Annotated in this window: 24 protein-coding genes and 1 pseudogene; 18 read left to right on the top strand and 7 right to left on the bottom strand. The window is 69.7% G+C overall.

Features of this window, described 5'->3' with window-relative positions; genetic code table 11:
* Positions 1-26 precede the first annotated feature (26 nt).
* The 3 genes from cobT to KTR66_RS22805 form a co-directional block, all read right to left on the bottom strand.
* Positions 27-1,892 (bottom strand): cobaltochelatase subunit CobT, encoded by a 1,866-nt coding sequence (gene cobT, locus KTR66_RS22815; protein ID WP_213616820.1) that lies wholly within the window; start codon positions 1,890-1,892, stop codon positions 27-29.
* Position 1,893: 1 nt separating this feature from the next.
* Positions 1,894-2,895 carry a cobaltochelatase subunit CobS gene (gene cobS, locus KTR66_RS22810; protein ID WP_213616818.1) on the bottom strand — a complete coding sequence of 334 codons (1,002 nt, stop codon included), beginning with the start codon at positions 2,893-2,895 and terminating at the stop codon, positions 1,894-1,896.
* A gap of 98 nt (positions 2,896-2,993) precedes the next feature.
* On the bottom strand, positions 2,994-3,575 hold the full coding sequence (locus KTR66_RS22805; RefSeq protein WP_213616816.1) for a J domain-containing protein: 582 nt from the start codon (positions 3,573-3,575) through the stop codon (positions 2,994-2,996).
* A 74-nt stretch (positions 3,576-3,649) separates the two neighbouring features.
* Here KTR66_RS22805 and KTR66_RS22800 point away from each other — a divergent pair, with 74 nt between their 5' ends.
* From KTR66_RS22800 to fabG, 5 genes are all read left to right on the top strand, one after another.
* Complete coding sequence (locus KTR66_RS22800; RefSeq protein ID WP_213616814.1) at positions 3,650-3,925, top strand: BolA family transcriptional regulator; 276 nt, start codon at positions 3,650-3,652, stop codon at positions 3,923-3,925.
* A 68-nt stretch (positions 3,926-3,993) separates the two neighbouring features.
* Positions 3,994-4,971: a tripartite tricarboxylate transporter substrate-binding protein gene (locus KTR66_RS22795; protein WP_213616812.1), complete on the top strand. Its 978-nt coding sequence runs from the start codon at positions 3,994-3,996 to the stop codon at positions 4,969-4,971.
* Between the two features lie 308 nt (positions 4,972-5,279).
* Positions 5,280-6,221: an ACP S-malonyltransferase gene (fabD, locus tag KTR66_RS22790; protein WP_213616810.1), complete on the top strand. Its 942-nt coding sequence runs from the start codon at positions 5,280-5,282 to the stop codon at positions 6,219-6,221.
* Positions 6,218-6,667 (top strand): GNAT family N-acetyltransferase, encoded by a 450-nt coding sequence (locus KTR66_RS22785; RefSeq protein ID WP_213616808.1) that lies wholly within the window; start codon positions 6,218-6,220, stop codon positions 6,665-6,667. The genes fabD and KTR66_RS22785 overlap by 4 nt, the downstream gene beginning before the upstream one ends.
* Positions 6,660-7,397, top strand: a complete 738-nt coding sequence (fabG, locus tag KTR66_RS22780) for a 3-oxoacyl-[acyl-carrier-protein] reductase (RefSeq protein WP_213616806.1) — start codon at positions 6,660-6,662, stop codon at positions 7,395-7,397. The genes KTR66_RS22785 and fabG overlap by 8 nt, the downstream gene beginning before the upstream one ends.
* Positions 7,398-7,518: 121 nt before the next feature.
* Here the strand turns inward: fabG and KTR66_RS22775 are convergent, their stop codons facing one another.
* Both KTR66_RS22775 and KTR66_RS22770 read right to left on the bottom strand, forming a co-directional pair.
* The gene (locus tag KTR66_RS22775; RefSeq protein ID WP_213616804.1) at positions 7,519-8,904 is read right to left on the bottom strand and encodes a sigma-54 dependent transcriptional regulator; all 1,386 of its coding nucleotides are present in this window, start codon (positions 8,902-8,904) and stop codon (positions 7,519-7,521) included.
* A 13-nt stretch (positions 8,905-8,917) separates the two neighbouring features.
* Complete coding sequence (locus KTR66_RS22770) at positions 8,918-9,247, bottom strand: Hpt domain-containing protein (RefSeq protein ID WP_213616803.1); 330 nt, start codon at positions 9,245-9,247, stop codon at positions 8,918-8,920.
* A 270-nt stretch (positions 9,248-9,517) separates the two neighbouring features.
* On the opposite strand from KTR66_RS22770, the gene metZ reads away from it, so the two are divergent.
* The 13 genes from metZ to KTR66_RS22705 all read left to right on the top strand — a co-directional run bounded on the left by metZ (position 9,518) and on the right by KTR66_RS22705 (position 23,618).
* On the top strand, positions 9,518-10,723 hold the full coding sequence (gene metZ / locus KTR66_RS22765; protein WP_213616801.1) for an O-succinylhomoserine sulfhydrylase: 1,206 nt from the start codon (positions 9,518-9,520) through the stop codon (positions 10,721-10,723).
* 33 nt (positions 10,724-10,756) lie between these two features.
* On the top strand, positions 10,757-11,374 hold the full coding sequence (locus KTR66_RS22760) for a LysE family translocator (RefSeq protein WP_213616799.1): 618 nt from the start codon (positions 10,757-10,759) through the stop codon (positions 11,372-11,374).
* Positions 11,371-11,772, top strand: coding sequence for a Co2+/Mg2+ efflux protein ApaG (gene apaG / locus KTR66_RS22755; RefSeq protein ID WP_213616797.1), 402 nt, complete (start codon positions 11,371-11,373; stop codon positions 11,770-11,772). The genes KTR66_RS22760 and apaG overlap by 4 nt, the downstream gene beginning before the upstream one ends.
* Before the next feature lie 130 nt (positions 11,773-11,902).
* Entirely contained in the window at positions 11,903-12,547 is a 645-nt protein-coding gene (folE, locus tag KTR66_RS22750; RefSeq protein ID WP_249732369.1) for a GTP cyclohydrolase I FolE, read from the top strand.
* Positions 12,548-12,631: 84 nt separating this feature from the next.
* A complete protein-coding gene (gene rpe / locus KTR66_RS22745; RefSeq protein WP_213616793.1) occupies positions 12,632-13,288 on the top strand; it encodes a ribulose-phosphate 3-epimerase in 657 nt (218 codons plus the stop codon).
* Positions 13,288-14,904 carry a heparinase II/III family protein gene (locus KTR66_RS22740; protein WP_213616791.1) on the top strand — a complete coding sequence of 539 codons (1,617 nt, stop codon included), beginning with the start codon at positions 13,288-13,290 and terminating at the stop codon, positions 14,902-14,904. The genes rpe and KTR66_RS22740 overlap by 1 nt, the downstream gene beginning before the upstream one ends.
* A gap of 33 nt (positions 14,905-14,937) precedes the next feature.
* Complete coding sequence (locus tag KTR66_RS22735; protein WP_213616788.1) at positions 14,938-16,047, top strand: glycosyltransferase family 4 protein; 1,110 nt, start codon at positions 14,938-14,940, stop codon at positions 16,045-16,047.
* A gap of 2 nt (positions 16,048-16,049) precedes the next feature.
* The gene (purH, locus tag KTR66_RS22730) at positions 16,050-17,633 is read left to right on the top strand and encodes a bifunctional phosphoribosylaminoimidazolecarboxamide formyltransferase/IMP cyclohydrolase (RefSeq protein ID WP_213616786.1); all 1,584 of its coding nucleotides are present in this window, start codon (positions 16,050-16,052) and stop codon (positions 17,631-17,633) included.
* 242 nt (positions 17,634-17,875) lie between these two features.
* A complete protein-coding gene (locus KTR66_RS22725; RefSeq protein ID WP_371819196.1) occupies positions 17,876-19,168 on the top strand; it encodes a DNA recombination protein RmuC in 1,293 nt (430 codons plus the stop codon).
* 105 nt (positions 19,169-19,273) lie between these two features.
* Positions 19,274-20,509: a NupC/NupG family nucleoside CNT transporter gene (locus KTR66_RS22720; RefSeq protein ID WP_213616784.1), complete on the top strand. Its 1,236-nt coding sequence runs from the start codon at positions 19,274-19,276 to the stop codon at positions 20,507-20,509.
* 20 nt (positions 20,510-20,529) lie between these two features.
* Complete coding sequence (locus KTR66_RS22715; protein WP_213616782.1) at positions 20,530-21,864, top strand: aspartate aminotransferase family protein; 1,335 nt, start codon at positions 20,530-20,532, stop codon at positions 21,862-21,864.
* Positions 21,854-22,822 carry a class I SAM-dependent methyltransferase gene (locus KTR66_RS22710; RefSeq protein WP_213616780.1) on the top strand — a complete coding sequence of 323 codons (969 nt, stop codon included), beginning with the start codon at positions 21,854-21,856 and terminating at the stop codon, positions 22,820-22,822. The genes KTR66_RS22715 and KTR66_RS22710 overlap by 11 nt, the downstream gene beginning before the upstream one ends.
* A 16-nt stretch (positions 22,823-22,838) precedes the next feature.
* On the top strand, positions 22,839-23,618 hold the full coding sequence (locus KTR66_RS22705) for an SDR family oxidoreductase (protein WP_213616778.1): 780 nt from the start codon (positions 22,839-22,841) through the stop codon (positions 23,616-23,618).
* 32 nt (positions 23,619-23,650) lie between these two features.
* Here the strand turns inward: KTR66_RS22705 and KTR66_RS22700 are convergent, their stop codons facing one another.
* Together KTR66_RS22700 and KTR66_RS22695 are read right to left on the bottom strand one after the other, a co-directional pair.
* Complete coding sequence (locus KTR66_RS22700; RefSeq protein WP_213616776.1) at positions 23,651-24,631, bottom strand: tripartite tricarboxylate transporter substrate binding protein; 981 nt, start codon at positions 24,629-24,631, stop codon at positions 23,651-23,653.
* A gap of 180 nt (positions 24,632-24,811) precedes the next feature.
* Positions 24,812-24,918, bottom strand: a pseudogene (locus KTR66_RS22695) (IS5/IS1182 family transposase); the annotation flags it as partial.

Genomic DNA, 24,918 nt, shown 5'->3' with positions numbered 1-24,918 from the left:
GGCGCATTCGCCCCGCGCGAAGCCGGTCAAAGAATGGCCGGCGCACGCTCGGCGGAGGCACGATGCCAGGCCTCGGCGGCATCCTCGTCGAAGAGCTCGGTCAGCTTCTTCATCATGGTGCCGCCCAGTTCCTCGGCATCCACGATCGTCACCGCGCGGCGATAGTAGCGCGTGACGTCATGCCCGATGCCGATGGCGATGAGCTCCACCGCGTTGCGCGTCTCGATGTCCTTGATCACCTCGCGCAGATGGCGCTCGAGGTAATTGCCCGGGTTCACCGAGAGCGTGCTGTCATCCACCGGCGCGCCATCGCTGATCACCATCAGGATGCGGCGATGCTCGGTGCGCGCGAGGATGCGCTTATAGGCCCAGCTCAACGCCTCGCCGTCGATGTTCTCCTTCAGCAGCCCCTCGCGCAGCATGAGGCCGATGGCCCGGCGCGAACGGCGCCAGGGCGCATCCGCGCCCTTGTAGATGATGTGGCGCAGATCGTTCAGGCGGCCGGGATTGCGCGGCTTGCCCTCCTGCACCCAGCGCTCCCGCGCTTGGCCGCCTTTCCAGGCGCGCGTGGTGAAGCCGAGGATCTCGACCTTCACGCCGCAGCGCTCCAGCGTGCGGGCCAGGATGTCGGCGCACATCGCCGCCACCGTGATGGGCCGCCCGCGCATCGAGCCGGAATTGTCGATGAGCAGCGTGACGACGGTGTCGCGGAAATCCGCCTCGCGCTCATGCTTGTAGGAGAGCGCGAGCGTGGGGTTGGCGACGACGCGCGCGAGACGCGCCACGTCGAGGATGCCTTCCTCCAGGTCGAAATCCCAGGCGCGCTGCTGCTGCGCCATGAGGCGCCGCTGCAAGCGGTTCGCGAGCTTGGAGACCACGCCCTGCAGATGCTGGAGCTGCTGGTCGAGCTGCTGGCGCAGCCGCGTCAGCTCATCCGGATCGCAAAGGTCATCGGCCTCCACCACCTCGTCGAACTGCGTCGAGAAGGCGCGGTAGCGCGTGGTGTCATCGGTCTGCGGGACTTCCTTGCGGGCCTGCGGGCCACCGGGCTTCTCGTCGCCCTCGGCGGCCGCACCCTCTTCCTCGCTGTCCTGCGCCTCTTCGTCGGCGGCCTCGCCCTCCATGCTCTCGGGCTCGGCGCCCTGCATGGATTCCTGCTCCTGGCTCTGCGCCTCGCCGGCGCTGGCCTGGTCCTGCTGGGTGGACTGGTCGCCGCCCTCGTCGCCTTCCTCGTCCTGGTCGGCCTCGCTCTCCGTCTCGGCCTCGGCGAGGTCGAGCGCGGTGAGCAGCTTGCGGGCGGCGCGGGCGAAGGCCTCCTGGTCCTCGGTGGAGGAAACCAGTTCCTCCATCGCGGCACTCGCCTTCTCGTCCAGGCTGCCGCGCCACATCTCCAGGATGCGGGTGGCGGCGGCCGGCGCGGGCTCGCCCGAGATGCGCTCACGCGCCATGAGGGACAGCGCGGTATGCAGCGGAAGCTGGTCCTTCCGCGTCATCCGGTCATAGCCCTCGGCCTCGCATTCCTCCGAGAGCCGGGCGCGCAGATTGGCAGCGACGCCCGCCATGTGGCGCGAACCCACGGCCTGCACGCGCACATCCTCCAGCGCGTCGAAGACCTCGCGCGCCTCCTTGCGGGCGGGCGCGCGCGCGGCGTGCGTCGCCTCGTCATGATGGCGCAGCTTCAGCGCCACCGCATCGGCCGCGCCGCGCAGCTTCGCCATCTCATTGGGCGGCAGCGAGCGCGTGGGCAGCGGCAGGCGCGCGCGCTTGCCGGAGACGCCGGCCGGGCCGGGCTGGAAGGCGACCTGCACTTCGGTCTGCTGCGCGATGGCACGGACCACGCCGGCCGTCGCGCGCTTGAACTCTTCCTGGCGGGTGAGGTCCTGCTTGGTCACATCACCCCGCCTTCTTGTAGAGCCCCGTCGCGATCTCGGCGTTGAAGCAGCGCTGGTAGTATTCCGCCACCGTCGAGCGCTCGGCCTCGTCGCACTTGTTCAGGAAGGTCAGGCGGAAGGCGAAGCCCACATCGCCGAAGATGCGCGTGTTGTCCGCCCAGGTGATGACGGTGCGCGGCGACATGACGGTGCTGATATCGCCCGCGATGAAGCCGGCGCGCGTCAGGTCGGCCAGCGCCACCATCGCCTCCACCTGCTTCTTCATCTTGGCGTCGGTCGAGCCGAGCTTCGCCATGACGATCTCGGTCTCCTGCGCATGCGGCAGGTAGTTCAGCGTCGCCACGATGTTCCAGCGGTCCATCTGGCCCTGGTTGATCTGCTGCGTGCCGTGATAGAGGCCGGTCGTGTCGCCCAGGCCCACCGTGTTCGCCGTGGCGAAGAGGCGGAACATCGGGTGCGGGCGGATCACGCGGTTCTGGTCGAGCAGCGTGAGCTTGCCTTCCACTTCCAGCACGCGCTGGATCACGAACATCACGTCCGGGCGGCCCGCGTCATACTCGTCGAAAACCAGCGCGCAGGGGTGCTGCAGCGCCCAGGGCAGGATGCCCTCGCGGAATTCGGTGATCTGCTTGCCATCCTTCAGGACGATCGCGTCCTTGCCGATCAGGTCGATGCGGCTGATGTGGCTGTCCAGGTTCACGCGGATGCAGGGCCAGTTCAGCCGCGCCGCCACCTGCTCGATATGCGTGGACTTGCCGGTGCCGTGGTAGCCCTGGATCATCACGCGGCGGTTGTGCGCGAAGCCGGCCAGGATCGCGAGCGTCGTCTCGCGGTCGAAGCGGTAGGAGGGGTCGAGCTCGGGCACATGCTCGGTGCGGACCGAATAGGCAGGCACCTGCATGTCGATGTCCACGCCGAAGACGTCGCGCGCGTTGACGGTGGTGTCGGGCATATTGATGGCTGAGGTGGGGCTCACATCGCCGCTCTGGGCCAGCTTGGTCATCACGCTTCCGCTTCGTTGGATGGGGTGGGCATAAACACGTCCGGATGATGTTAGGGCAGCCCATGCGATTGGGCTACCCGGGCACCCCCGGGGAATGGTCAGTTGGCATGGGCCGGCTCGGCCCGGCCGATCTTCTGGCGCAGCAGGGAATAGGCGCGGTTGATGTCCTTCAGCCGCTCCTCCGCGCTGCGATCCCCGCCATTGGCGTCGGGGTGGTAGCGCTTGGCGAGTTCCTTGTAGCGCGATTTCAGCGTGGCCGGGTCGAGCGGCCATTCGAGTTCCAGCAGGCCGAGGGCCGCGCGCAACTCGGGTGGCGCCTCGGCCCGCGGCGGCGCGCGGCGCTTCTCGCGCGGGGCCGCGTCGCGCAGGATCCCCAAGGGGTCCGCCATGCGCTCAGGGTCGAGCCGCACGCCGCCCAGCCGCCCAAGCGGCCACGTCGGCCGCCCGCCCACCGTGTCCATTCTGATGGCGCTTTCGATGTCGGAGGGCGCCATGCCGCGGTAGAAATCCCAGCCGGCATTGTACTGCCGCACATGCTCCAGGCAGAACCACAGATATTCCCGGAGCGCCCGGTCCTTGGGCGCGCGGTACTCGCCCGCCGCCGGGCAATCCGGCGAGGCGCAGGGCCGCTTGGGCGCCTTCGGGTCGGTCTGGGGTTGGAAGCTCGCACGGCGTGCCATCAGCCCGTTATGGGTGCGACCCTCCGGATTGGCAACAACTTGGCAAGCGCGCCGCGGTCTGGGATTCTGCCCCCATGTCCTCCCGCGCCGACCGCATCCATGCCGCCCTCACCCAGGGCTTCGCGCCCCTTCGCCTGGAGGTGGTGGATGACAGCCACCGCCATGCCGGTCATGCCGGCGCCGCCCCCGGCGGGGAGACGCATTACAGCGTGCTCCTCGTCAGCGAGGCCTTCACCGGCATGAACCGCGTGGCCCGCTCCCGCGCGGTGCATGCGGCGCTGGCCGCCGAATTCGCCGGCGGCCTGCACGCCCTGGCGCTCACCCTGCGCGCCCCGGCCGAGGCCGGCTGAGAACCCCTCGCATCGGGTGCGGGGATTGGCTAAACGCTTCTCCACAAAAATTCGTTGGAGAGACGCCCATGACCTCGCTGCACCGCCGCGCCCTGCTGGGCGCCGCCCTCGCCACGCCCGCCCTGGCCCTGCCGGCCGCGGCCCAGACGGTCGCCCGCAACGCCCGCATCGTCATCGGCTTCCCGGCCGGCGGCAGCTCCGACATCGTGGCCCGCCTCTATGCCGAGCGGCTGCGCGGCATCTACGCCCCCAACCTGATCGTGGAAGGCCGCGTGGGGGCCGCCGGCCGCATCGCCGTCGAATTCGTGAAGGACACGGACAAGGACGGCACCACCTATCTGCAGACGCCCGCCTCCATGCTGACGCTGCAGCCGCATATCTTCACGCGCGACGTGCGCTATGACGCGCTGACCGACTTCATCCCGGTCAGCACCGTCTGCACCTTCCCCTTCGCCTTCTGCGTGCCGATGAGCCACCCAGCCCGCACGCTCGCCGAATTCGGCGCCTGGGCGCGCAGCCAGCCGAACGAGATCCCCTTCGCCTCGCCCGCCGCCGGCGCCTCGCCCCACTTCATGGGCCTGATGCTGGCCCAGGCGCTGAACATCCGCATGACGCATGTGCCCTATCGCGGTGCCGTCCCCGCCGTGCAGGACCTGATCGCAGGGCGTCTGAATGCCTTCATGGGCGTGCTGGGCGATGTCTCGCCGCAGAACGGCGTGGGGCTGCGCATGCTCGCCGTCTCCTCGGCCCAGCGGAACCCCCGTTTCCCCGATGTGCCGACCTTCCAGGAGCTGGGCTTCACGGCGCTGACGAAGGATGAGTGGTTCGGCGCCCTGCTGCCCGCCGGCACGCCCGCCCCCATCGTCCAGGGCCTGTTCAACGCCATCACCCAGGTGGGCAACACGCCCGAGATGCGCGCGGCGCTGGAGCGGCTGGACTTCAACGTCGGCACCTCGCAAAGCCCCGCCGCCTTCGCCGCCCGCATCCGCCAGGAGCGGGACGAGTGGGGGCCCATCGTTCGCGCCTCGGGGTTCACCCCGGAGTAAGGGAGGCCCGCCCCGGCGCGAACGATGGGTTTTTTCCGCCCTCACGCGCCGGGCGCCGCCTCCGGCGGCTTGGCTTCGCCGCGCCACAGGTGCGATGGGCCAGGAGGTCAGTTGGGCGGCGCCGGCCGCTGTGCGGCCGGAATGGTTTGTTGACGCCCTCAGGCGCTGGGCGCTGTGCGGCCGGGTGCGTGAGGGAGGTCGGTTGAGGCCGGTCCGCCCCCTCCCCTTGCATCCCGCTTACGCCCAGGTTGACTCGCGCCCCCTTGGGCGCGAAGGGGCGTCCGTCACACGTCCAACACGGAACCGCCATGTCTCTCGCTTTCGTCTTCCCCGGCCAGGGCAGCCAGGCCCCCGGCATGGGCCGCGACCTCGCCGACGCCTTCGCCATCGCCCGCGAGACCTTCGAGGAGGTGGATGACGCGCTGGGCCAGAAGCTCTCGCGCCTCATGTTCGAAGGTCCGGCCGAGGAACTCACCCTCACCGCCAATGCCCAGCCCGCGCTGATGGCCGTCTCCGTCGCGGTCAGCCGCGTGCTGGCCAAGGAAGGCGGCTTCGACATGTCCCGCCAGGTCTCGCTCGTGGCCGGCCACAGCCTCGGCGAATACAGCGCGCTCACCGCCGCCGGTGCCTTCGACCTCGCGACGGCCGCCCGCCTGCTCCGCCTGCGCGGCGATTCCATGCAGGCCGCCGTGCCCCCGGGTGAGGGCGCCATGGCCGCGCTGCTCGGCGCCGAGGCCGCTCAGGCCGCCGCCATCTGCGCCGAGGCCGGCCAGGGGGAAGTCCTTGAAGTCGCCAATGACAATGGCGGCGGCCAGGTCGTCGTCTCCGGCGCCAAGGCGGCGGTCGAGCGCGCCGTCGAGGCCGCGAAGGCCGCCGGCATCAAGCGCGCCATGATCCTGCCCGTCTCCGCCCCCTTCCACTGCGCGATGATGGCCCCCGCGGCGCGCGTGATGGAGGAGGCGCTGGCCAAGGCCGCCATGTCCCACCCGGCCGTCCCCGTCGTCGCCAACGTCACCGCCGCCCCCGTCTCCGACCCGGACGTGATCCGCGCCCTGCTCGTGCAGCAGGTGACCGGCACGGTGCGCTGGCGCGAATGCGTGGCCGCCATGGTCGCCGCCGGCTGCACCCGCTTCGCGGAAGTCGGCGCCGGCAAGGTGCTCACCGGCCTGATGAAGCGCAACGCGCCGGAAGCCACCGCGCTCGCCATCAACAACCCGGCCGACATCGAAGCCTTCCTGAAGAGCCTGTGACGCGCATCCTCCTCTCCGAAGCGCATGAGACGCCGCTGGCCGAGGTGCTGTCGAAGGGCTTCGAGACCTTCAACGGCCCCTTCGTGGGCGAGCACGGCTACAAGCCCCTGCGCCTCATGGTCTTCCGCGACGGCGAGGAGGCGCCCTGCGGCGGCATCCAGGCACATTGCTACGCCGCCTGGCTGCATGTGCTCATGGTCTTCCTGCCCGAGGATCTGCGCCGGGGCGGCCTCGGCACGCAACTCTTCGACCGCATCGAGGCGGAGGCGGAGGCGCGCGGCTGCGTCGGCGCCTATCTCGACACGCTGAGCTGGCAGGCCCGCCCCTTCTACGAGAAGCGCGGCTACACCCTCTTCGGCACCCTCCCCGACAGCCCGCCCGGCCACAGCCGCTATTTCATGATGAAGCGCTTCGCGCGCGAGACGAAGGAATCACCCCATGTTTGACCTCACCGGCAAGATCGCGCTCGTCACCGGCGCCAGCTCGGGCATCGGCATCGGCATCGCGGAGGCGCTGCACGCCCAGGGCGCGCATGTCGTCCTCACCGGCCGGCGCGAGGCCGAGCTCAACGCCGTCGCCGCCCAGCTTGGCGAGCGCGCCAGCGTCATGCCGGCCGATCTGAACGATGCCGCCGCGCCGGCCGCCCTGGTGGACGGCATCGAGGCCGCGCATGGCCGCCTCGACATCCTGGTGAACAATGCCGGCTTCACGCGCGACATGCTGGCGCTGCGCATGGGCGATGAGGACTGGAACGCCGTCCTCGAGGTGGACCTGAACGCCCCCTTCCGCCTGGCGCGCGCCGCACTCCGCGGCATGATGAAGCGCCGCGCCGGCCGCATCATCTCCATCGCCTCCATCGTGGGTGTGACGGGCAATGCGGGCCAGGCGAACTACGCCGCCGCCAAGGCCGGCCTGATCGGCATGAGCAAGGCGCTGGCGCAGGAAGTGGCCCCGCGCGGCGTCACCATCAACGTCGTCGCACCCGGCTTCATCGCCACGCCGATGACCGACAAGCTGAACGAGGCGCAGAAGACCGCGCTGCTCTCCCGCATCCCGCTCGCCAAGATGGGAAGTGCCAAGGACGTGGCCTCGGCCGTGGCCTATCTGGCGTCCGACGAGGCGGCCTGGGTCACCGGCACCACCATCCATGTGAATGGCGGCATGCTGATGGTCTGACGCGGCAGCTTGCTGCGAGGCTGATTCACGCCCCAGGCGTACCGCCAGGGACGATCAGACCAGCATCCTGCGAGGCTGATTCACGTCCCTGGCGTACCGCCATGGACGATCAGACTCGGCGTCAGGCTTCCTTCTTCCAGGCCGTGAGCTTGCGGTAGATGGTGCTGGGGTTCACCTCCAGCAGCGCCGCGGCGCGCGGCACGTCCTGGCCGGTGTGTTCCAGCGCGGCCAGGATCAGCTTCTTCTCCGAGACCGCGAGCGGCTCGATGGGCATTGTCCCGGGCGTGGCGGAAACCGGCGCAGCAGCGGGCGTCGCGGCCGGCGCCATGGCCGGCGCGCCATGCAGCAGCAGCCCGGGCAGCATGGCCCGCGTCACCACCTCGCCATCATGCAGCACGACCGCGTTGCGCAGCACGTTCTGCAGCTGCCGCACATTGCCGGGCCAGGGATAGGCGCGGATCGCGGCCTCGGCCTCCTCGTCGAAGCGCTGGAAATGCTTGCCCTCCTCCCGCGCGAAGTTGCGCAGGAGGTGGCGCGCGATCAGCAGCACATCCTCGCCCCGCATGCGCAAGGGCGGCAGCGCCACCGGCACCACATAGAGGCGGTAATAGAGATCCTCGCGGAAGCGCCCGGCCTGCACCTCGGCCAGGATGTCGCGGTTGGTGGCGCAGACCAGGCGCACATCCACCGCCTCCGCCCGCGTGCCGCCGACGGGCGTGACCGTCCCGCTCTGCACGAAGCGCAGCAGCTTCACCTGCATCTCCATCGGCATCTCGCCGATCTCATCCAGGAAGAGCGTGCCGCCATCGGCGGATTTCGCGGCACCCAGGCGGTTCTCGGTGGCGCCCGTGAAGGCGCCCTTCACATGGCCGAAGATCTCGCTTTCCAGCAGGTCGCGCGGAATGGCGCCGCAGTTCAGCGCGACGAAGGGCTTGTTCTTGCGCGGCGAGGCCTTGTGCAGCGTCTCCGCCGCCACCTCCTTGCCGGTGCCGCTCTCGCCCGTGATGAAGACCGTGGCCTTGGAGGCAGCGACGCTTTCCAGCGTGCGATACACCGCCTGCATGGCGGGCGAGGCGCCGATGAAGCCGCCGAAGCTCTCGCGCCCCAACTCCGTCCGCGCCGTATCCAGCTCCTTGCGGAGCGCGCGTTTCTCCAGCGCGTTGTCGAGTGTCACGCGCAGCCGCGCCGCGGCATAGGGCTTGAGCAGGAAGTCGGTGGCGCCCTCGCGCATCGCCTCGACAGCGGTGTTCACCGAGCCATGCGCGGTGAGCACGATGCAGGTGGCGTCCACCTTCGCGGCCTTGAGGCGGCGCATCAGCTCGATGCCGGAGAAATCCGGCAGCATCAGATCCACCAGGATGGCGTCCGGCTGCCATTCCTGCGCCATGGCCAGCGCCTGGGCGCCGGTCTCTGCATGCTGCATGTCGTGCCCGAAGTCGCGCAGCATGATCTTCGCCATCTCGGCCTGGGTCGGCGTATCCTCGACCAGCAGGACGCGCGCGGGCATCAGGCCCCGCCCTTCAATGGATCAGCGCGTGCAACGCCTGCAGGGCGGCCTTCGCCTCGTTCAGCAGGCGCGGCAGGATGACGTGCGGCGGCTCCGGCTGGCGATGATCCATGGCGATCCGCGCCTCACGCTCCAGCCCCACCGCGCCGACCGCGGCCGCTGCACCCGCCAGGCTGTGCGCCGCGCGCTCATAGCCCTGCTGGTCCCCGGCCTGCGCGGCCGCGGCCAGTTCCTGCGCGAGCCGCGTCAGATCTTCCTCGAAGGTCGAGATGATCGTGCGGAACACGTCAGGCGGCAGGTCTTCGGCCAGTTGATTGGCCACTTCGGGATCGAGCGCGCTCATTCCTGAGACTCTTCGCATTGCGCAACCATGGCCGTCAATGACGTCGGATCATTGACGGCCCTCGGGGCGGGGTCTAAGCCTTATACGCCCTCGCGATTTGTCCGGCCAGCTTGCGGCGAGGTCCCAACCGGGTCGTCTTCTTCAGGTTTCCCTGATCGAGGCGGAAAACAAGCGCGCTAAACGGCCCAGGGAACGCCCCGTCATGCGCGGGCGCAATCCCCACCCCGCCCAGGGTGCCGGACTTCATTGTTTCGGATGAGGGTGTTCATCATGTCCCGCAAGCTTCGTCCCGCCACGCAACTCGTCCGTGGCGGCCTCAACCGCTCCAACCATGGCGAGACCGCCGAGGCGATGTTCCTCACCTCCGGCTTCGTCTATGACAATGCCGAGCAGGCCGAGGCCACTTTCAAGAACGAGATCGAGCACTACCAGTACAGCCGCTTCGCCAACCCGACGACGACCATGCTCGAGGACCGCCTCTGCGCCATCGAGGGCGCCGAAGCCTGCCGCCTGATGGCGACCGGCATGGCGGCGGTGCATTCCGCGCTCCTCTCCCACCTCAAGACCGGCGACCGCCTGGTCGCCTCCCGCGCGCTCTTCGGTTCCTGCCACTGGATCGTGAGCACGCTGCTGCCGCGCTACGGCATCGAGGCCGAGTTCGTGGATGGCGGGGACATGGCGCAGTGGAAGGTGGCGCTGAGCAAGCCCGCCACCATGGTGCTGCTGGAAAGCCCCTCCAACCCGATGCTTGAGCTGGTGGACGTGCCGGCCGTCTGCAAGCTCGCGCATGCCGCGGGCGCGCTGGTGGTGGTGGACAACGTGTTTGCCACGCCGCTGCTGCAGAAGCCGCTGGAGCAGGGTGCGGACGTCGTCGTCTATTCCTGCACCAAGCACATGGACGGCCAGGGTCGCGTGCTGGGCGGCGCCGTGCTGGGCCGCAAGAAGTGGGTGGAGGAGGTGCTGATGCCCTTCATCCGCAACACCGGCCCCGCCATGTCCCCCTTCAACGCCTGGGTCATCCTCAAGGGCCTGGAGACGCTGAAGCTGCGCGTGGACCAGATGTGCCGCAACGCCGCCGCGGTCGCCGATTTCCTGTCCGAGCGCGCCGAGATCGCCCGCGTGCTCTACCCCTTCCGCGCCGACCACCCGCAGCATGCGCTGGCGGTCCGGCAGATGTCGGCCGGCGGCACGCTGGTGACGTTCGACATCAAGGGCGGAAAGGAAGCGTGCTTCCGCTTCATGAACGCGCTGCAGGTCGTGGACATCTCCAACAACCTGGGCGATTCCAAGTCGCTGGCCACGCATCCGGCCACCACCACGCATATGCGCATCGGGCCGGAGGAGCGCGCCAAGCTCGGCATCACCGATGGCACGGTGCGCCTCTCGGTGGGTCTGGAAGACGTGGCCGACCTGATCGAGGATCTGGCCGAGGCGCTGGACGCGGTCAGCGCGCCCGGCCTCCGCGCGGCGGAGTAGCCCCGGGCATGGGCGTCATGGCATGATATGGCCATGACGCTCGAAACCTGGCTTGCCTTCGCGGCCGCCTCGCTCATCGCGGTGATGATCCCGGGGCCGGTCGTGGTCTTCATCCTGGGCCGCTCGCTCGGCGGCGGCTGGCGCGCGGCGCTGCCCACGGTCGGCGGCGTGGCGCTGGGCGATGCGGTGGCGCTCACCGCCTCGCTGGCCGGCCTGGGCGCCCTGCTGGCGGCGAGTGCGGCGGCCTTCACCGTCGCGAAATGGCTGGGCGCGGCCTATCTCATCTGGCTCGGCGTGAAGCTCTGGCGCGCGCCAGTGGGTGAAACATCGGGTGAGGCCGTGGCCCTCCCCGCCCGCCACGCCTTCCGCGACGCCTTCCTGGTGACGGTGCTGAACCCCAAGAGCATCGCCTTCTTCGTGGCCTTCGTCCCGCAATTCCTGAACCCTGAGCGCGCCTTCCTGCCCCAGGCCGCGCTCGTGCTCGTGACCTTCGTGGGCCTCGGCGCGCTCAACGCGCTAGGCTATGCGCTGCTGGCCGGCACGCTCTCCGATGCGGTGAAGCGCCCCGCCATCCGCCGCGGCTTCAATCGCCTCGGCGGCGGCATGCTGATCGGCGCCGGCCTCGCCACCGCCGCGATGCGCCGCGCATGAAGCCCTACACCACCGTCACGCGCGGCGTGCGCGTCACCATCCGCCCCTTCTTCCTGGCCGACCAGTCGGACACGGAAGCCGGGCGCTATGTCTGGGCCTACAAGGTGCAGATCGAGAATCTCAGCTCCGTCACGGTCCAGCTTCTCAAGCGGAGCTGGATCATCACCGATGCGCTGGGCCGCGAGATGCGCGTGCATGGCGAGGGCGTGGTGGGCGAGCAGCCCATCCTCGAACCCGGCGAGAGCTTCGACTACACCTCCGGCACGCCGCTCCCCACGCCATCCGGCTTCATGCGCGGCACCTACCACATGATCGTGAGCGAGACCGGCGAGGAATTCGACGCCGCCGTCCCCGCCTTCTCGCTCGACAGCCCGCACCAGCAGGGCGGCGTGCACTGAACGCCCGCGCCGCCAAATGGAGGGAACCCGCGTCTTGCGGAGTCGCCCCACCGCACCATCTCGCGAGTCCGAGGACATGACGCGGCCCCATCTCGGGGCTGATGCAGCACCTCCAGGAATGATCGCAGCCATGAACATCCAGTTGCCCGCCAGCGCCAGGACCGACGATACGCAGAGCGCCATCGAACGCCCGAGCCGCGCCGAGGCCGAGGCTGCGGTGCGCACCCTCCTGCTCTGGGCCGGTGACGATCCGGACCGTGAGGGCCTGGTGGACACCCCCGCCCGCGTCGCGCGCGCCTATGAGGAATTCTTCGCCGGCTACGGCCATGACCCCGTCGAGATGCTCGCCCGCTCCTTCGAGGAGACGGACGGCTATGACGAGATGGTGGTGCTGCGCGACATCCGCCTGGAGAGCCATTGCGAGCACCACATGGTTCCCATCATCGGCAAGGCGCACATCGCCTACCTGCCCAATGGCCGCGTGGTCGGCATCTCCAAGCTCGCCCGTGTCATCGAGACCTATGCCAAGCGCCTGCAGATCCAGGAAAAGCTGACGGCGCAGATCGCCAACACCATTGAAAGCGTGCTCAAGCCCAAGGGTGTCGCCGTCGTCATCGAGGCCGCGCACCAGTGCATGACCACGCGCGGCATCCACAAGCCGGGCGTCTCCATGGTCACCTCGCGCATGCTGGGCGAGTTCCGCACCAATGACGCGACACGCCGCGAATTCCTCTCGATCATCTCCGGCTCGCGCGGCGGCATTCTCGAGGGCTGATTTTGGCCCCGAATCCCCGCCGGCGAAGGTTTGCAGGCGGGGATGAATAGGCTAACCGGAGAGGCGTCTTCCTCTCCAGGTCCCATGTCCGCCATCCGCATCGCCCCCTCGCTGCTCGCCGCCGACTTCGCCCGCCTGGGCGAGGAAGTCCGTGCCATCGAGGCCGCCGGGGCGGATTGGCTGCACCTCGACATCATGGACGGCCACTTCGTGCCGAATATCAGCTTTGGCCCGGGGCTGGTGAAGGCGCTGCGCAAGCACAGCGCCATGCCCTTCGACGTCCACCTGATGATCGCCCCGGCCGATCCCTATCTCGCCGCCTTCGCCGAAGCCGGAGCCGATCTCATCAGCCTGCACCCCGAGGCCGGGCCGCATCTGCACCGCAGCCTCCAGACCATCCGCGCGCTGGGCAAGAAGGCCGGCGTGGTGCTGAACCCCGCCACGCCCATCGAGTGCCTGGCCCATGTGCTGGACCTGACGGACCTCATCCTCGTCATGTCGGTCAATCCGGGCTTTGGCGGCCAGTCCTTCCTGGCGAGCCAATTGCCGAAGATCGCGGCACTCCGCCGCATGATCACCGAATCCGGCCGCGACATCGCGCTCCAGGTGGATGGTGGCGTCACGCTGAAGACGGCGCCCGATTGCATCGCCGCCGGCGCCGATGTGCTGGTCGCCGGCACCGCCGTCTTCGGCGCGCCGGATTACGCCCAGGCCATCACCGGGCTTCGGGGAGGCGCCTGATGGCCGACGTGTTCCGCAACGTCCGTGGCCTCTTCACACGCCTCAAGCCCATGCGCGTGCCCGACGCGCCCGCCCGCTCCTTCCGCGACCTCTGGCCGGGCGATGCCGCGCGCGGCGCCCGCCTGCTGCGTGGCGAGTTCGAGGTGCTGGGCTCGGTCCGCCTGCTGAACGACTGGACGCCGGCCGCGGGCCCGGTGCTCTGGCGCCAGGCCGCGCACGGCTTCGCCTGGCTGCGTGACCTGCGCATGCTGGGCACCGATGCCGCCCGCGTCATGGCGCGCGACCTGACCGAGGATTGGCTGGCCCGCGGCGCCGCCGAGGCCATGGCCCAGGCGCCGGAAGTCGCCGCCGCACGCATCTCCGCCTGGCTCGGGCACTGGGATTTCCTCGCGGCGACCGCGGAGGACGGCTTCCGCAAGCAATTGCTCCAGCGCCTCGCCCTTGATGGCCGCGCCCTCTCCGCCAGCCTGCCGGCGGAAGCCGCGCATCGCGGGGGCCTCGTCGCCCTCAAGGGCAGCATCGCCGCTGCCGTGGCGCTGGAAGAAGAAGCCTGGATGACGCGCGCGCTGCGCTTCCTGGGCCCGGAGTTGGAGCGGCAATTCCACCCCGATGGCGGCCATGTGGAGCGTAGCCCGGCGGTGCAGCTGCTGGCCCTGCAGGACCTCATCGAGATCCGCAACCTCCTGAACGGCGTGGGCATCGCCTCGCCGCCGCAGCTCTCGCTCGCGCTGGAACGCGCGGGCCAGGCGCTGCGCCTCTTCCGCCATGGCGACATGTCGCTCGCGCTCTTCAACAGCACGCGCGAGGAAGCTCCGGCCCTGGTGGATGTCGTCCTGGCCCAGGGGCTGGCCAAGGGCCGCGCACCCATGCTGCTGGAGGAGACGGGCTTCCACCGCATGGCCGCCGGCCGCACGCTGGTCATCGCCGATTGCGGCGCCCCGCCCCCCGGCCGCCCGGCCGACCCCGCCTCCGGCCTGCCGCGCGGCGCCGACCGCGCCTCCCACGCGGGCACCCTCTCCTTCGAGATGTCCGTGGGCCGCGACCGCCTGATCGTGAATTGCGGCGCGGCGCCGGCCGCCGATGCCGCCTGGCGCGATGCGCTGCGCGGCACCGCCGCCCATTCCACCCTCACGCTGGCCGATACCAACAGCGCCGAACTCCGCGAGGAGGGCCTGGGCCGCCGGCCAGAGCGCGTCGAGATCGAGCGCCAGGAGGCCAATGGCGCGCAATGGCTCGACATCAGCCATGATGGCTATCGCCGCACCCATGGCGTGGTGCATCGCCGCCGCCTCTACCTCTCCGAAAGCGGCGACGACCTGCGCGGCGAAGATGTGCTGGAGCCCTTCCCCGGCCCCGCCACCGCCTGGGCCATCCGCTTCCACCTCCACCCCGCCGTCACGGCCGTGCTGCAGGAGGAGGAGGGCGGCGTCCTGATGCGCCTCTCCGGCGGCCAGGGCTGGCGCTTCCGCGCCCGCGGCGCCCGCGTGGAGCTGGAGGAGAGCGTCTACCTCGCCGCCGAGCCGCGCCGCTCCAGCCAGATCGTCCTCACCTCGGATGGCGAGGCGGAGACGGTGCAATGGGCCATCAGCCGCGTCGTCCCGGGCGGTGAGAACTAGGGCCGCCCCCCTGGGGCTGTGGGGGGCCCGCCCGTGAAGATCCTCGAACTCGCCAATGTGGATTTCTCGCTGCGCCACTTCCTGCTGCCGGTGATGCGCGGCGCCCGCGCGCGCGGGCATGAGGTGGTGGGCATCGCGGCCGAGGGCCCCCTGCTGGACGTGGCCCGCGCCGAGGGGTTCCGCATCATCCCCGTGCCCCTGCAGCGCAGCCTCAATCCCCGCGCGCATTTGCCCGCCCTCGGCGAATTGCGCCGCATCATGCGCGAGGAGAAATTTGACCTCGTTCACGCGCATATGCCCATCTCGGGCTTCCTCGCGCGCGCGGCGGCGAAGCTCGAGCGGGTGCCGCGCATCGCCTATACCTGCCATGGTTTCCTCTTCAACCAGCCCGGCCCCCTCTGGCGGCGCGGCCTCTCGCTCGGCGTCGAATGGGTGGGCGGGCGAATGACCGACACCTTCCTCACCGTCAGCGAGGAGGAGGCAGAGGACGCCCGTCGCCTCTGGATCCATCGCGGCGCCACAGCGACGGGCAATGGCCGCGACCCCGCGACCTTTCACCCGGATGCCGAGGCCCGGGCGGCGCTGCGCGCCGAAATGGACGTGCCGGAAGCCGACTGCGTCATCATCGGCATCTCCCGCCTGGTGCGCCACAAGGGTTGGCCTGAGTTGCTTGAAGCCATGGAATCCGTGCCGAACGCCCATCTCTGGGTGGTGGGCGAGCGCCTGCCCTCCGACCATGGCGAGGACCTGACGCCGCATTTCACCCGCGCCGCCGCCAGTCTCGGCCCGCGCCTGCGCATGCTGGGTTACCGCCACGACGTGGCGCGCCTGCTCCAGGCCGCCGATATCTTCACCCTGCCCAGCCATTTCGAGGGCCTGCCCATGAGCATCATCGAGGCGATGCTCACCGGCCTGCCCATCGTCACCACCGATATCCGCGGCTGCCGCGAGCTGGTGACGGATGGCCGGAACGGCCTGCTGGTCCCGCCCATGCAGGCGGCGCCACTCGGGGCTGCGCTGGCGCGGCTGGCGGCGGATGCCCCCTTGCGGCAAAGCATGGGCGAAGCGGGCCTGGCCCGTGCCCGCGAGAAATTCACCGAGAGCGCGGTGGTGGGCCGCACGCTCGACCTGTTGGGATTGTGACCATGAGTGTAGCCGCCCCCTTGGCCATCCGCCGCGCCCTGCTCTCCGTCTCCGACAAGACCGGGATCGTGGAATTCGCCCGCTTCCTGGCCGATCGCGGTGCCGAGATCCTCTCCACCGGCGGCACCGCCCAGGCGATCCGCGCCGCCGGCATCCCGGTGAAGGATGTCAGCGAGCATACGGGCTTCCCGGAAATCCTCGACGGCCGTGTGAAGACCCTGGTGCCGCAGGTGCATGGCGGCATCCTGGGCCGCCGCGACGAGGCGGCGCATGTGGCGCAGATGCAGGAACACAGCATCGCGCCGATCGACCTCGTCGCCGTGAACCTCTACCCCTTCGAGGCGACGGTCGCGAAAGGTGCGGCCTTCGAGGATTGCATCGAGAATATCGACATCGGCGGCCCGGCCATGATCCGCAGCGCGGCCAAGAACCACGCGCATGTCGTCGTCGTCACCGAGCCCGCACATCTCGCCCGCATCACCGCCGAGATCGAAGCGACCGGCGGCACCAGCGCCGAACTCCGCCGCGAGCTGGCCGCCGCCGCCTATGCCCGCACAGCCGCCTATGACGCGGCCATCTCCAGCTGGTTCGCGGGCCAGCTCGGCCAGGACTTCCCGCCGCGCCTGGCCTTCGCGGGCCAACTCGCGCAGACGCTGCGCTATGGCGAGAACCCGCACCAGAAGGCGGGCTTCTACCTCGATGGCAGCCACCGCCCGGGCATCGCGACCGCGAAGCAGATCCAGGGCAAGGAGCTTTCCTACAACAACCTGAACGACACGGACGCGGCCTATGAGGCCTGCGCCGAGTTCGAGCCGCCCGCCATCGTGATCGTGAAGCACGCCAACCCCTGCGGCATCGCCATCGCGGAGGACCTCGCCACCGCCTGGGACCGCGCGCTGCTGTGTGACCCGGTCTCGGCCTTCGGCGGCATCGTCGCCGCCAACCGCACACTCGACGCCGCGGCGGCCGAGAAGATCACCGCCATCTTCACCGAGGTGGTGATCGCGCCCGACGCCGATGAAGCGGCCCGCGCCATCTTCGCCCGCAAGAAGAACCTGCGTTTGCTGCTGACCGGCGGCATGCCCGACCCGACCGCGCCGGGCATGACCTTCCGCAGCGTCGCCGGCGGCTTCCTGGCGCAATCCCGCGACGCCGGCCGCGTGACCGAGGCCGATCTGCGCGTCGTCACCAAGCGCGCGCCCACGGCGGCCGAGATGGCGGATCTGCTCTTCGCCTTCCGCGTCTGCAAGCATGTGAAGTCCAACGCCATCATCTATGCGAAGAACCTGGCCACCGTCGGCATCGGCGCGGGGCAGATGAACCGCGTGGAAAGCAGCCGCATCGCCGCCTGGAAATCCGAGGCCGCCGCCAAGGCCGCGGGCCTTCCCGAGCCGCTGGCCCGCGGCAGCGTCGTGGCGTCGGACGCCTTCTTCCCCTTCGCCGATGGCCTGGAGACCGCCGCCGCGGCGGGTGTCACCGCCGTGATCCAGCCCGGCGGCTCCATGCGCGACGCCGAGGTGATCGCCGCCGCCGATGCGGCCGGCCTCGCCATGGTCTTCACCGGGATGCGCCACTTCCGACACTAGTTCCCCACGAACCCGCCTTCGGCGTCTTCGCGGGGCCCCGAGATCTCCCCACAAAGACGCCTGCGGCATTTTTGTGGGGGCCCCGGATGGGCACTGATCCTGGGCGCTGGGCTCATCCTCCGGTGGCAAAGCCACCGGAGGGCCACGGGGGGCGGAAGGGCTGGTGCGAGTCCGCCTTTGCTTGGGCTGGCCGGCATTCAGGGAAATCGGCATGATTCGCACGATTCGGCGCGGGGGATGGCGTGACGGTTGAAGCGGCACTGCTCGGTCTGGTCGTGGTGCTGCTGCTCGCGGTGCTGGGCGTGCTGCTGGCACGCAAGCCTGGCAGCGACCCCGCTTTGCCCCTGCTCCAGGCCGCGCAGGAACGCCAGGGCGAGCGCCTCGGCGCGCTGACAGGCGAGGTGAAGGCCGCGCTAGCCGCCAGCGAAGCGGCGCTGGGCGCCGCCGTCTCGGGCTTCGCCATCGAGCAGGGCAAGCTCCTGAACGAGGCCCTGCATCGCCAGACCACCGCCCTCGCCGCGCTCGAAAAATCCCTGCTGGATCGCCTCGCCACCGAGGCCAGCCGCTCGCGCGACCTGCTGGACCAGAAGCTCACCGAGATGCGCGAGACCAATGAAAAGCGCCTCGCCGAGATCCAGAAGAGCGTGAACGAACAGCTCGCCGGCGCGGTCGAGAAGCAGATGAATGAGAGCTTCGCCCGCGTCATCGACCAGTTCACCGCCGTGCAGAAGGCGATGGGCGAGATCCAGGCCGTCACCGGCCAGATCGGCGACATCAAGCGCCTCTTCGGCAATGTGAAGACGCGCGGCGGCTGGGGCGAGACGCAGGTGCGCGCCCTGCTGGACGACATCCTCCCCGAGGGCAGCTACGAGGCGAATGTCCGCCTGCGCGAGGACAGCGCCGATGTCGTGGAATTCGCCGTGGTGATGCCCACCGCCGGCGACGCCCGCGTGCTGCTGCCGGTGGATGCGAAATTCCCGGTGGAGGACTACGCCCGCCTGCTCGATGCCTGGGAAGCCGCCGATGCCGCCGCCGAAGCCACGGCGCGCAAGGCGCTGGAAGTCCGCATCCGCGGCGAGGCGAAGAAGATCGCGGAGAAATACATCATCCCGCCGCGCACCGTGGAGTTCGGGGTGATGTACCTGCCCACCGAGGGCCTCTATGCCGAAGTCGCGCGCATCCCGGGCCTGATCGACGATATCGGCCGCACGCATCGCGTTCTCATCCTCGGCCCCTCGCTGCTGCCGGCGCTGCTGCGCACCATCCAGCTCGGCCATGTCACGCTGGCGCTGTCGAAGAACGCGGAATCCGTGCGCGAATTGCTCTCGGCGACCAAGGGCGAGATGGGCAAGATGGCGTCGGTGCTGACGAAGCTCGGCACGCAGGTCGGCACCGTGACCAGGACGATCGAGGAGGCCAAGACCCGCACACGCCAGATCGAGAGGAAACTCAAGACGATCGAGGCACTGCCCGGGGATCAGTCGGGCGTGGTGCTGGGGCTCGAGGAAGGGGCGGTGGATGAAGAAGAAACATGAGGACCTCCGGCGGCCGGGGCCTCAGGCCCCGGACCCCATTCGTAAAGGGGTCTGGGGCCGCCTCTCTCCAAGAATGGGCCCCCAGCCGCCGGAGGCCCATTCCTGATGTCCCTCCAGCTCCAATCCGCCTTGGGCCTCGCTCTGCTTTGTGTGCTCGCCTGGGCCATGGGCGGCTTCCGCCGCGATGCCTCCTGGCGCGTCGTCGCGGGTGGCCTGGTGGGCCTGATCGGCCTCGCCGCGCTGCTGCTGCATGTGCCGCCGCTGCGCGCCGGCTTCGCGCTGATCGGCCGCGCGGTGGATGCGCTGGCGCGCGCCACCCAGGCCGGCACGGCCCTGGTCTTCGGCTATCTCGGCGGAGGGCCGCTGCCCTTCGCGGAGGTCACGCCCGGTTCCTCCTTCATCCTCTTCTTCCAGGCGCTGCCGCTGGTGCTGCTGGTCGGCGCGCTTTCGGCCGTGCTCTACCATTGGCGCGTGCTGCCCTTCGTCGTGAGTGCCCTGGCGGGCGGGCTGCGGCGCCTGTTTGGCCTGGGCGGCGCGGCCGGCTTCTCCGTCGCGGCCAATGTCTTCGTCGGCATGGTGGAGGCGCCGCTGCTCATCCGCCCCTGGCTCGCGAAGCTCACGCGCTCCGAGCTGTTCGTCGTCATGGTCGCGGGGCTGGCCACCATCTCGGGCAACATGCTCGTCGTCTATGCGCTCATCATCTCCTCCGTCGTGCCCGATGCGGCGGGGCAGCTGCTCACCGCCTCCCTCATCAGCGCGCCCGCCGCCGTGCTGGTGGCGCTGCTGATGATCCCAGGCAGCGCCGTCACACAGGGCGAGGCCGACGCGCCGCCCCTCTACACCAGCACCATGGAGGCCCTGGTCCAGGGCACGAGCGACGGGCTGCAGCTCCTGCTCGGCATCATGGCGGCACTGATCGTCTTCGTGGCACTGGTCGCGCTGGGCAATGAGATCCTGCAGCCGCTGCTGGGCATCACGCTGCAGCAGGTGGCGGGCCTGCTCTTCTGGCCGCTCGCCTGGGCCATGGGCGTGCCGGCGGGCGAGGCTGCGACGGTCGCCCAGTTCCTGGGCGTGAAACTCATGGTGAACGAGTTCGTCGCCTATCTGGACATGGCACGAGGGGGTGCCGCGGCGCTCTCGGACCGGTCGCGCCTCATCCTCACCTATGCGCTCTGCGGCTTCACCAATTTCGGCTCGCTCGGGATCATGCTGGGCGGCATGTGCGCCATGTGCCCCGAGCGCCGGGCCGATATCGTCGCCCTCGGCCTGCCCTCGCTCCTCGCCGCCACGCTGGCCTGCTGCATGGCGGGTGCCGCCGTCGGCGTGCTGACACCGCCCTGAGCCCGGGTTAGGCTTGCGGCATGAGCACCTCGCACCTCGTCCACCGCAACCTCAAGGTCGCCCCTCCCGTCGCCGTTTCCGGCCAGGGGATCTGGCTCACGGAATCCACCGGCCACGCGGTGATCGACGGCTCCGGCGGTGCGGCCGTCGCCTGCCTCGGCCATGGCCATCCGCATGTGCTGGCAGCGATGCAGGCGCAGCTGTCGAAGCTCACCTACGCCCACACGGCGCTCTTCTCCTGCGAGAGCGCCGAGCGGCTCGCGGACAAGCTCGTCGGCCACGCGCCGGGTGGCCTGACGCATGCCTATTTCGTCTCCTCCGGCAGCGAGGGGATGGAGGCCGCGCTCAAGATGGCGCGCCAGTATTTCGTGGAGAAGGGCGAGACGCAGCGCACGCGCTACATCGCCCGCCGCCAGAGCTATCACGGCAATACGCTGGGCGCGCTCGCCGCCGGCGGCAACGCCATGCGCAGGGCACCCTATGCGCCCATCCTGAGCCAGGCCTTCAGCCACGTCTCGCCCTGCTACGCCTACCGCGACCGCCGCGATGACGAGAGCGACGCCGACTACGTGCAGCGCCTGGGCGATGAGCTGGAGGCGGAGTTCCAGCGCCTCGGGCCGCAGAACGTCATCGCCTTCTGCGCCGAGACGGTGGTGGGCGCCACGCTCGGCTGCGTCACGGCGCTGCCCGGCTATTTCCAGAAGGTTCGCGAGATCTGCGACCGCCACGGCGCGCTGCTCATCCTGGACGAGGTGATGAGCGGCATGGGCCGCGTCGGCACCATGCACGCCTGGGAGCAGGAGGGTGTCGCCCCCGATATCCAGGTCATCGCGAAGGGCCTGGGCGGCGGTTACCAGCCCATCGGCGGGATCCTGGTGCAGGAGCGCGTGATCGCGGCCATCCGCGACGGCTCGGGCGGCTTCATGCACGGCCACACCTACCAGGCGCACCCCATGGCCTGCGCCGCGGCGCTGGCCGTGCAGGAGGTGATCGAGGAAGAGAATCTGCTCGCCAACGTCAACGCGATGGGCGCGCTGCTGGAACAGGGCCTGACCGAGCGCTTGGGCAACCACCGCCATGTGGGCGACATCCGCGGCCGCGGCCTCTTCTGGGCGATCGAGCTGGTGCAGGACCGGGGCAGCAAGGCCGTCTTCGACCCCAAGCTCAAGATCAACGAGCGTGTGAAGCGCGAGGCATATGCGCGCGGCCTCGGCTGCTATCCCATGGGCGGCACGATTGACGGTCTGCGCGGCGACCACGTCATTCTCGCCCCTCCCTACAACGTGACCGAGGCGGAGATGGGCATGATCCTCGATCGCTTCTCCGCTGCCGTGGAGGCCGCCCTTGTCGGATAGGCCGCTGACGCGCGAAGAGGTCATCCTGGGCTACCGGATGCTGCTCGGCCGCGATCCGGAGAGCGAGGAGGTGATCGCCAATGCGATGGCCGCCTGGCCGGAGCCCGAAGCCTTCGGCAAGGCGCTGGCGAATTGCGCGGAATTCGGCCTGCGGCACGGCTCCAACCTGCACGCGCTGCCACCGCTCGACGCCGGCCTGAACCTGGTCGAGACCGAGGCCGATGCCGCGACCCTCGCGCTGATGGCGGAGAAGGTGGGCGGCTACTGGACCCGCGCGGGCGAGGCGGCGCCGCATTGGTCGGTGCTGACCGAGGAGCGGTTCCTGCCGCATAACATCGCGAACAACCTGGAGGCCTTCTACGCCGCCGGCGCCTGGGACGCGCAGGTGGTGGACGCGACGCTGGGGCGCATCGGCCGGAGCCCCGGCCAGTTCCGCCATTGCGTGGATTACGGCTGCGGCGTCGGCCGGGTCACGCTGCAACTGGCGCGCCGCTTCCCGCAGGTGACGGGGCTCGACATCTCGCCCTCGCATCTGCATCTCGCGCGCGAGACCTTCCGTGCGGCGGGCCTCGGCCATGTCACCCTCACGCAGGTGATGCCGGACCGCCTGATGCCGGTGGAAAGCTGCGACCTCTGGTATTCGCGCATCGTCCTGCAGCACTGCCCGCCGCCGGTCACGATGAACATCCTGCGCCATGCCTTCCGCGCGCTGGAGACGGGCGGCGTCGCCATCTTCCAGCTGCCGGTCTGGCTGCAGGGCTACCGGTTCGATGTCGCCTCCTATCTCGCCGGCACGCCGGGAGCCGAGATGGAGATGCATGCCGTCCCGCAGCGGGCCATCCTGGAACTGGCGGATTGGCAAGGGCTCGTCCTGCGTGACCTGCGCGAGGACAGCTTCCTGGTCGGCCGCCCGGGGGCCGCGCTCTCGAACACCTTCACCTTCGAGAAACTGCGATAGAAGAGCGGGTACGGATTTGCGGCGACTGACCGGAAAGATCTGCGTCGTCACGGGTGCCGCGCGGGGAATCGGCAGCGCCATCGCCCGCCGCTTCGCTGCCGAAGGCGCCGAGGTCATCGTCACCGATCGCGACGAGGCCGGCGGCTCGTCCCTGGCCGCGGAAATCGGCGCGCGCTTCATCCGCCTGGACGTCAGCGCGGAGGCCGATTGGCTGCGCCTGGCCGGCCAGGTCCCCCGGCTGGACGTCCTGGTCAACAATGCGGGCGTCACCGGCTTCGAGGGCGGCGCGGTGCGCCATGATCCGGAGCATGCATGCCTGGAGGACTGGCGGGCGGTCCACCGCGTGAACCTGGATGGGACGTTCCTGGGCTGCCGCTATGCGATCGGGGCGATGAAGGCCGGCGGATACGGCTCCATCATCAATATCTCCTCACGCTCCGGCATGGTCGGCATTCCGGCCGCGGCCGCCTATGCCTCCTCCAAGGCTGCCATCCGCAACCACACCAAGACGGTGGCGCTCTACTGCGCGCAGCAGGGGTGGAAGATCCGCTGCAACTCGATCCATCCGGGGGCGATCCTGACCCCGATGTGGGAACCGATGCTGGGCGACGGTCCCGACCGCGACGCGCGGATGGCCGCGCTGGTGGCAGACACCCCGCTCCGGCGCTTCGGGCTGCCGGAGGAGGTGGCGGCCGTCGCGGCGATGCTGGCCTCCGATGAAGCCGCCTACATCACGGGCGCCGAGCTCCAGGTGGATGGCGGCCTGCTCGCAGGATCCGCCGCCACGCCGGAATAGGCCCTTCCGCCAAGGATGAGGGCGCGCCGCCGTCACCGCAACTGCAGGTCCATCCCCCGCGTGAGCTCGGTCCAGATGTCGCGCACGCGAATGATGGCCGCGCCGAAATCCTCGGGGCCGAGCCAGGCGGGGTCGGTGTCCATGGCCAGCAGGCGCTGGCGGATATTCTCGCGATGCATCGTGTCGCGGAACACCTGCACCAGGCGCGCATGCACGGGGGCGGGCATGTTGGCCGGCCCCAGCAGCCCCGCGAAGCCGGACCAGCCGCGCCCCACATCCACGCCCTGCTCGATGAAGGTCGGCACCTCGTTCATGCTGGCCGCGCGCGTATCGCCCAGTGCGGCCAGCGGGCGCAGCCGGCCGCTGGCGATATGCTCGCGCGTGCTCGTCAGGCTGTTGATGCCGGCATCCACCTCGCGCGAGAGATAGGCGACCACCATCGGCGCCTCACCCCGATAGGCCACATGCGTCATGCCGAGGTCGAGCTTGTTGTTCATCGCCAGCGCGAAGACATGCGCGCTCGATCCCGCCGCCCAGGAACCGAGGTTCAGCCCCCGGCCCGCACGCGCCTCCGCCCGCGCAAACGTGATGAACTCCTGCAGGTTGCGCGGCGGGAATTCGGACCGGATCATGAAGATCAGCGTCGTCGTGCCCATCTGGCCGATCGGCGTGAAGTCGCGCACCGCATCATACGGCGCATTGCCCAGCACGATGGGCGACTGCACGAGCGGCGTGATGGTGAAGAGGAGCGTGTAGCCATCGGGCGGGGCCTTCGCCACCGCATCGGCGCCGATCATGCCGGCCGCGCCGGAGCGGTTCTCGATCAGCACGGGCACGCGCAACATCTCGCTCATCGGCTCGGCGACGAGGCGTGCCCAGACATCCGTGGCGCCGCCCGCCGGGAAGGGCACGATGATGCGGATCGGCCGGTCGGGCTGCCATGTCCCTTGGGCGGCAGCGGGCCCTGCGAGGGGCGCGGCGGCGGCGAGCGCCAGCAGGTTGCGGCGTTGCATGTGATGTTCCTCCCTGGACGTCTTTGCCTGGGAGCCTAGAGCAGCGTCCGATCGAGTTGAACCGCTAATCGGTTCAACTCGATCGGACATAAGCTGCTCTAGCAGTTACGTTTCTAGAGCACGACCTTCCGATCAGCTTGATTCAAGCTGATCGGAACCTGCTCTAGGCTCCAGACTCATTCATGTCCATCCGAGGAGGATGGCGGCGATGGCGACGGCTGATGCGAAGTTGGCGGCGAGCTTGTCGTATCGGGTGTGGATGCGGCGCCAGTCCTTCAGCCGTCCGA

Origin of the sequence: Roseococcus sp. SDR (assembly GCF_019083995.1) — a bacterium.
Lineage (GTDB): Bacteria > Pseudomonadota > Alphaproteobacteria > Acetobacterales > Acetobacteraceae > Roseococcus.
This window is presented reverse-complemented; position numbering and strand designations above follow the sequence as displayed.

Coding starts and splice junctions, on each gene's coding strand:
- cobS (WP_213616818.1), bottom strand. CDS start 2,895: ATGACCAAGCTGGCCCAGAGCGGCGATGTGAGCCCCACCTCAGCCATC.
- KTR66_RS22805 (WP_213616816.1), bottom strand. CDS start 3,575: ATGGCACGCCGTGCGAGCTTCCAACCCCAGACCGACCCGAAGGCGCCC.
- KTR66_RS22800 (WP_213616814.1), top strand. CDS start 3,650: ATGTCCTCCCGCGCCGACCGCATCCATGCCGCCCTCACCCAGGGCTTC.
- KTR66_RS22795 (WP_213616812.1), top strand. CDS start 3,994: ATGACCTCGCTGCACCGCCGCGCCCTGCTGGGCGCCGCCCTCGCCACG.
- fabD (WP_213616810.1), top strand. CDS start 5,280: ATGTCTCTCGCTTTCGTCTTCCCCGGCCAGGGCAGCCAGGCCCCCGGC.
- fabG (WP_213616806.1), top strand. CDS start 6,660: ATGTTTGACCTCACCGGCAAGATCGCGCTCGTCACCGGCGCCAGCTCG.
- KTR66_RS22775 (WP_213616804.1), bottom strand. CDS start 8,904: ATGCCCGCGCGCGTCCTGCTGGTCGAGGATACGCCGACCCAGGCCGAG.
- KTR66_RS22770 (WP_213616803.1), bottom strand. CDS start 9,247: ATGAGCGCGCTCGATCCCGAAGTGGCCAATCAACTGGCCGAAGACCTG.
- metZ (WP_213616801.1), top strand. CDS start 9,518: ATGTCCCGCAAGCTTCGTCCCGCCACGCAACTCGTCCGTGGCGGCCTC.
- KTR66_RS22760 (WP_213616799.1), top strand. CDS start 10,757: ATGACGCTCGAAACCTGGCTTGCCTTCGCGGCCGCCTCGCTCATCGCG.
- apaG (WP_213616797.1), top strand. CDS start 11,371: ATGAAGCCCTACACCACCGTCACGCGCGGCGTGCGCGTCACCATCCGC.
- folE (WP_249732369.1), top strand. CDS start 11,903: ATGAACATCCAGTTGCCCGCCAGCGCCAGGACCGACGATACGCAGAGC.
- rpe (WP_213616793.1), top strand. CDS start 12,632: ATGTCCGCCATCCGCATCGCCCCCTCGCTGCTCGCCGCCGACTTCGCC.
- KTR66_RS22740 (WP_213616791.1), top strand. CDS start 13,288: ATGGCCGACGTGTTCCGCAACGTCCGTGGCCTCTTCACACGCCTCAAG.
- purH (WP_213616786.1), top strand. CDS start 16,050: ATGAGTGTAGCCGCCCCCTTGGCCATCCGCCGCGCCCTGCTCTCCGTC.
- KTR66_RS22720 (WP_213616784.1), top strand. CDS start 19,274: ATGTCCCTCCAGCTCCAATCCGCCTTGGGCCTCGCTCTGCTTTGTGTG.
- KTR66_RS22715 (WP_213616782.1), top strand. CDS start 20,530: ATGAGCACCTCGCACCTCGTCCACCGCAACCTCAAGGTCGCCCCTCCC.
- KTR66_RS22700 (WP_213616776.1), bottom strand. CDS start 24,631: ATGCAACGCCGCAACCTGCTGGCGCTCGCCGCCGCCGCGCCCCTCGCA.